Here is a 6,648-nt window from a genome sequence, read left to right as displayed (position 1 = left end):
CCCATCCCACAAGAAAAAATCACTCTTGTGGGATGGGCCGGAGAGCCCGTCCTAATTATTTTTGCAAGAGGTCTAATGTTCAAGTGCCGCCCAGCAGCGTTCAATTTGGTTATATTTGCTGTGATAGGTGGATAGTAAATTAGCCTGATTTTTAAACCAATTGTCTGAGATAACTCTTTGTCCAGGGACACGATAAAAATGTAAGTCAAGCCATTGCCTGACTCTGACTTGTCCCAACTCTCTTCTGTTCGTCAATTTCAATCACAGCATCCGCTTCGAGCCATCTGGTTGGGTCGTTGGGCCTCATTTTTTGCCCGTGCTTGCGTGGTCTGCCGCGACCACTGTAGGCTGGTGGTGCTGACCACAAGCAAGCATTACTTCGGACTCTCATTAAACAATCAGCTTGAATATCTGCTATAGCTAGTACCCAACTGGCATTGCCATATTCGGGCGTCTAAGACTGCCAAGACTGGATTGATGCTCTGTTCACAGACAAGTTTGAGTTGGGAAGCTGCTTGAAGTATAGGTGAAGACGCACTACTAATTCTTTCATGGAGTAGGGGTAATGCCCAACTTCCTTGCGCTTCCGGTATCCACGCAATGGTACTGTACCCTTGTCCAATAATTACGCCTAAGATGATATTCATGGGTTCTATATTTTAATGTTTTGGCACGACTGTTTCCCCCATGCAGTGTGGTCGATTGCGACTAATATATGTTCTGCTGCGGGTACTTGCTGTTCTAATTGCTGGAGATAAAGCAGCATCAGTTTTTTCCGGTCTGGCCTACAGTCTTGTAAGGCTTCGTAGACGCTTGGCCATTGACGATTGAATAATGGATTGAGTGAAAATTCCGCTAAACAGGCCGCATTCGGGCGTGGTCATTACTGCATCCATCAGCTCGAATGTTGCATCTTTCGCTTTTACTAATAACTCGTATGTTGCTTGACGAAAGTCCTTTAATCGTTCACTGTTCATTTAGGGAGTGGATAGGTTTTATTTTTCACCCTCATTCTCTCCCGCCGCGGTGGCTAGTTCTTCTTTGGTCACCCTTCTCATCTTTATTTAGTCTAAACTACAGTAAACTCCAAGTATGAGTAAAGGCGTTTACTCAAAAAAAATAGGCTAGCCATATTTCACAGCGCCTATCTCAATCAATATTATAATGGCTCCCCGCAACGCCGTCTTACCTCAGCTTTTGACCTGGTATTTTACCAGGTGGGCACCGTTGGCTCGGACTTAAAGTTTCTGGGTACAAGCCCAGTTTACTGCTGTCCAAACATCTTGATTCCCGAGAGTTAAGAGTTATAGATCAAAAAAACATTATTGGCAGTCACCAACGTCGCAGTAGAACCTTTATTTAATATACAGCAACTAACTAGATTTTGGCAAGCTTCGAGCAATTTAACTTGCATACCAGATAGATTCAACGGTTTGAGCGATCGCCAGTGCTTGCGATCGCCCCTGAGCCACCAAGTCCGCGTCGAACACAACTGTAACGTGACCCAGTTTGCGGCCGGGACGCGATACTTTCTTACCATACCAATGGACAAAAGCACCGCTAATTTGTGCCAGTTGTTTTCGTTTCGTTAAATAATCCGACTCAGCCGACTCGTAGCCCAGCAAATTTACCATGACAGCGCCTGCACATTTCAGATCCGAATTACCTAAAGGCAGTTGACAAACAGCGCGCAAATGCTGTTCAAATTGTGAAGTTTCACAGGCATCGATGGTAAAATGTCCCGAGTTGTGAGTGCGGGGTGCAATTTCATTGACTAACAGCCTATTGTCGGTGGTTGAAAATAATTCAATGCCGAATACGCCGACAGCTTGCAAACTGTTGAGGAGAGTGCGGGCGATCGCACAAGCTTCGGTTTTCACATCTAAACTAATATCAGCAGGCGCAATCACCAAGCGACAAACCTGATTTTGCTGCTGAGTTTCGACGATCGGATAAATCGCAATTTCCCCAGTTGCCGATCGAGCTGCAATCACTGCCAACTCGCGATCGAATGGCACAAACTCTTCCACTAACAAAGACTGACCTTGGAGTTTAGCACGAATTGACTCAAAACTCCCCCGATCCTTAACAATAAAAGTACCTTGGCCGTCATAACCGTGGCGGCGAACTTTGACCACAAAGGGAAAGTCGATCGATCCAGCACCCGAATCTCCTGCAATCTGCACGTTGTCAGAAACAGAAATTGCCCGAAAGTCGAGCGCCACCGCTTTAAACAATTCCGGGGGCAAATCTGCGCTGCAATCCCATTCCCAAAATCTCGGAGTTGGCAAACCCAAACCTTGTAAATAACAGCGCTGAACGTACTTATCCAACAAAGGAGAAAGCGACGACAAACTCGGCTGAAATAACACACCTTGCTCTTCTAGCGGCCGCAAACCATCCAAATCCACAAACTCATTTTCAAAAGTAATAAGATCGCAGCCAGCCGCCAATTGAGCCGTAGCCAAAACATCATCAACAGCAGCCAAAACAGCACCAGCAGCAACAGAAACTGCCGGGTCAGTAGCATAGGGAGTTTGCACTACCAATTCAATACCTAGCGCTTTAGCAGCATCCCCCATCATCGAAGCTAGCTGGCCGCCGCCGACAACGCCCACCCGCTTAAATTTGGCAGACAAACTCGCAGCGGTTTGATTTGATTTCATCTGAGTAAAATTCCGCAAAGTCAACCTGCCTATCTTATCGCTATTTGACCCTGGCTCAATTACAGTAATTGAAGAGTTAAAAGCCAGAAAATAGTTTTAATTTCATGATTAAATCGAGGCAGAACCCAGAAAAGATCGGCGCCTAAAGTCTTTAATTATTGCACACTCCCAGCCATTGAGAAACAGCCGTCGAAGCCCACTCCTCCAGAAAAGTGCCACATCTAGCAATTCCCTAGCGCCAAGCATGGCATAATTGACAGCACTGCAAAAAGCAGATAGACAGATGCCAACACTGAAAATCACACATTCAGGAAACAAAATTTATAGGTGAGGATACTGTGAAAGTTTTAGTTGTGGGAAACGGAGGTCGCGAACACGCGATCGCAAAAAAACTGCTAGAATCTACGCGGATTAAACAAGTATTCTGCGTACCGGGCAACGGCGGCACAGCTACCACCCCAGGCTGTCAAAATCTGTCGCTCAACATCGACGACTTCCAAGGCATCGAACGCTTTGTGATGGTCAACAACATCGGATTAGTCATCGTCGGCCCCGAATTACCCCTATCGCTAGGCATCGCCGACTATTTCCAACAGCGAAAAATGATGATTTTCGGCCCCACCAAAGCCGGCGCCCAAATTGAATCCAGCAAATCCTGGGCCAAAGAATTGATGCTCGAAGCAGGCATCCCCACACCCAAAGCTGCCGTATTTACAGACGCAGAAGCAGCCAAAGCATACGTTCTGGAACAAGGAACCCCAATAGTCATCAAAGCAGACGGACTCGCATCAGGCAAAGGAGTCACCGTTGCCACCACCGTCAAAATGGCTCACAGCGCCATCAACACCATTTTCCGAGGCGAATTCGGCACCGACAACATCCGAGTCGTCGTCGAAGAATTCTTAACAGGTCAAGAAGTCTCGATTCTCGCCCTCACCGACGGCATCACAGTGGAACCGTTGCTGCCGGCCCAAGACCACAAAGCTATCGGCGAAGGCGACAAGGGAGCCAACACCGGCGGTATGGGAGCCTACGCCCCAGCGCCCATTGTCACCCCGGAACTCATGGAAAGGATTCAAGAAGAAATTCTCGAACCCACCCTCGCAGCACTGCAAAAACGCAAAATCGACTACCGGGGCGTACTCTACGCAGGTTTAATGATTACGCCAGAAGGAGAACCCACAGTCTTGGAATTCAACTGCCGTTTCGGAGATCCCGAAACTCAAGCGGTTTTGTCGCTGCTGGAAACTCCTTTGGAAGATTTGGTGCTGGCCTGCTGTCAGCAGCGTCTCGGTGAATATTCTATTCGCTGGAAGTCGGGGGCCTCTGTGTGCGTAGTTTTGGCTTCTGGGGGCTATCCTGGAAGTTATCAAAAAGGCAAAGTTATTACAGGTATCGAGGAAGCTGAAGCCCAAGGAGCAGAAGTGTTTCACGCCGGCACCCAGTTGAAGCACCAGCAGTTGGTGAGCGACGGCGGCCGGGTTTTGGGCGTCACTGCGGCGGGAGAAACTTTGGAACAAGCTATCTCCAAAGCTTATGCAGCAGTTGATTGTATCCAATTTGAAGGGGTCTACTGCCGTCGGGACATCGGTCGCCGAGCTTTGGGGGAGAAAAATTAGGAATTGCGACATCGGCCGCCATCCGAAAGCCAAGCAATCTCAATGTAGAAATGTAACAATGAAGTTTGGTATCTCTGCGGTGGCGGTAGCGGACAAGTCGCAGCAGAAAATTCGATCGGGAGCCAACGGAATTGATCTTGCTTTTAATATTGAACTGGTGAAATGCTGGCCATACTAAACAAAATCGGAGAAATTATTGCCCGCTGGTGGTCGGATTTTACCCTCCAGACCCGCCTGATGGCCGGTGCTACCCTCGTAGTGTCGTTAATTATGAGCGGCCTGACATTCTGGGCCGTGAATACTATCCAGCAAGACGCCCGACTTAACGATACTCGTTACGGCCGTGACCTCGGCCTGCTGTTGGCGGCAAATGTGGCGCCGCTGATTGCCAAAAACGATCGCTCCGAAGTCGCCCGCTTTTCCCGCCAATTTTACAGCAGCACCTCCAGCGTCCGCTATATGCTTTACGCAGACGAAGCCGGAGATATTTTCCTGGGGATACCATTTTCGGAATCCGAGGTGCAGACTTCCCTGACGCTGCGCCGCCAGATCAAACTTCCCGATAATTTTCTCGCCGATATTGAGGCGAGAAATTTAACTTCTTTGCCTTTGGTACGGCAGCATTTGACGCCAGATGGAGAAGTTACCGATGTGTTTGTGCCGTTAATTCATGAAGACAAATATTTGGGAGTTTTGGCGATCGGCATTAACCCAAATCCCGCCGCAGTTATCTCTTCAAATCTGACTAGGGATGTCACTTTAGCAGTATTTGTAACCATTTGGGTGATGGTAATTTTGGGCGCTGTATTTAATGCCCTGACAATTACTCAGCCTATCAAACAATTAGTCTTCGGGGTTAAAAACATTGCCAGCGGGAATTTTAAGCAGCGAGTTGACCTGCCTTTAGGGGGAGAATTGGGCGAGTTGATTGGCAGTTTTAACGAGATGGCCCAGAAACTCGAAAGTTATGAAGAACAAAATATTGAAGAGTTGACAGCGGAAAAAGCTAAGTTAGAAACATTGGTTTCAACGATTGCTGATGGCGCGCTTTTATTAGACGCAAATTTGCAGGTGATTTTAGTTAACCCGACGGGTATGCGAATTTTTGGATGGGAAGGTAAAAATGCGCTCGGAGTAAATGTTCTGAACATTTTGCCTTCGGAAGTTCAGCAGGACTTGGCGAGACCTTTGCAGGAAATAACTGCGGGCGATCGCGAAGGCGGCGAATTTCGCATCTCTATGAGCGAACCAGTTAACCGTACAATTCGGATTGTTTTAACTACAGTCATTCTGCACAAAGCGCCCGGTGCCGAACCGCTGTGCAGAAGCTGCGTCCGCCATGAGGAAGATACCTGTACCGAGCCACAACGCCCGCTAGCTGTAGAGTGTACTTTCTACGAGCAAACCTCCAAGCATCAAGGTTCCGGAAATTACCGAGAAAGTCTCAAAGGCATTGCAATGACAGTGCAGGACATTACTCGCGAAGTAGAACTCAATGAGGCTAAAAGCAATTTTATCAGCAATGTTTCTCACGAATTGAGAACACCTTTATTTAATATCAAATCTTTTATCGAGACTCTCCACGAGTACGGAGAAGACCTTCTAGAAAGCGAGCGCAGGGAATTCCTAGAAATTGCCAACCGAGAAACCGATCGACTAACTCGTTTAGTTAACGACGTGTTAGACTTGTCGCGACTGGAATCCTGCCGAGTTTATCACTTGGAGGCTGTTGACCTCCCGCAAGCTGTCGAACAAACCCTGCGGACTTATCAGTTAAATGCTAAGGATAAAGGCATTGAATTAGAGCAAGAAGTTGACCCATATTTGCCACCTGCTTTAGGTCATTACGATTTGCTGCTGCAAGTATTCGCAAATTTAGTAGGAAATGCCTTAAAATTTACTCAGTCCGGCGGCAAGGTGGCAATTCGAGCGTATTTGCTAGAGCCGGAGGCGCCCACCCACAAAGACGGTCAATCCGTCAAGCACAACTTGTCACCGGATGCCAAACATTTTCCGGTAGTGCGGATCGAAATTTCTGATACGGGAATTGGCATAGATCCTGAAGATCAACAAGCAATATTCGATCGCTTTTTCCGGGTAGAAAACCGAGTACACACTTTAGAAGGAACGGGATTGGGTCTTTCTATTGTCAGAAACATTATTGACAAGCACCACACTAAAATTAATTTAGTTAGCGAAGTTAATGTGGGCACGACTTTCTGGTTCGACTTGGCAGTTTATCAGCCGAAACAAGCACTAGATATGAAAAATGCTTGGCCGGTGGAAGCACAGGTTGAGACTGAAACAACTTCGACTGTGGCTAAAACTGTTTAATGGAAAATGAAGATTGAAATTCATGCTAA

The 6,648-nt window shown here is 47.3% G+C and carries 5 protein-coding genes and 1 other RNA gene; 2 read left to right on the top strand and 4 right to left on the bottom strand.

From position 1 onward, the window contains the following. Nucleotides 1-205 precede the first annotated feature (205 nt). The 4 genes from QUA44_RS26430 to purK all read right to left on the bottom strand — a co-directional run bounded on the left by QUA44_RS26430 (nucleotide 206) and on the right by purK (nucleotide 2,666). Nucleotides 206-391: a hypothetical protein gene (locus QUA44_RS26430; protein WP_333255924.1), complete on the bottom strand. Its 186-nt coding sequence runs from the start codon at nucleotides 389-391 to the stop codon at nucleotides 206-208. A 7-nt stretch (nucleotides 392-398) separates the two neighbouring features. Continuing rightward, nucleotides 399-647 (bottom strand): hypothetical protein, encoded by a 249-nt coding sequence (locus tag QUA44_RS26425; protein ID WP_333255922.1) that lies wholly within the window; start codon nucleotides 645-647, stop codon nucleotides 399-401. Nucleotides 648-1,165: 518 nt separating this feature from the next. Then, nucleotides 1,166-1,353, bottom strand: a non-coding RNA gene (gene ssrS / locus QUA44_RS26420) — 6S RNA. A 50-nt stretch (nucleotides 1,354-1,403) separates the two neighbouring features. Further along, entirely contained in the window at nucleotides 1,404-2,666 is a 1,263-nt protein-coding gene (gene purK / locus QUA44_RS26415) for a 5-(carboxyamino)imidazole ribonucleotide synthase (RefSeq protein ID WP_333255920.1), read from the bottom strand. Nucleotides 2,667-3,004: 338 nt separating this feature from the next. Between purK and purD the strand changes: the two genes are divergently transcribed. Beyond that, entirely contained in the window at nucleotides 3,005-4,285 is a 1,281-nt protein-coding gene (gene purD, locus QUA44_RS26410) for a phosphoribosylamine--glycine ligase (RefSeq protein WP_333255918.1), read from the top strand. Between the two features lie 162 nt (nucleotides 4,286-4,447). Then, nucleotides 4,448-6,619 (top strand): ATP-binding protein, encoded by a 2,172-nt coding sequence (locus QUA44_RS26405; RefSeq protein ID WP_333255916.1) that lies wholly within the window; start codon nucleotides 4,448-4,450, stop codon nucleotides 6,617-6,619. Nucleotides 6,620-6,648 lie beyond the last annotated feature (29 nt).

Origin of the sequence: Microcoleus sp. N9_A2, from assembly GCF_036701775.1 — a bacterium.
Classification (GTDB): domain Bacteria; phylum Cyanobacteriota; class Cyanobacteriia; order Cyanobacteriales; family Microcoleaceae; genus Microcoleus.
This window is presented reverse-complemented; position numbering and strand designations above follow the sequence as displayed.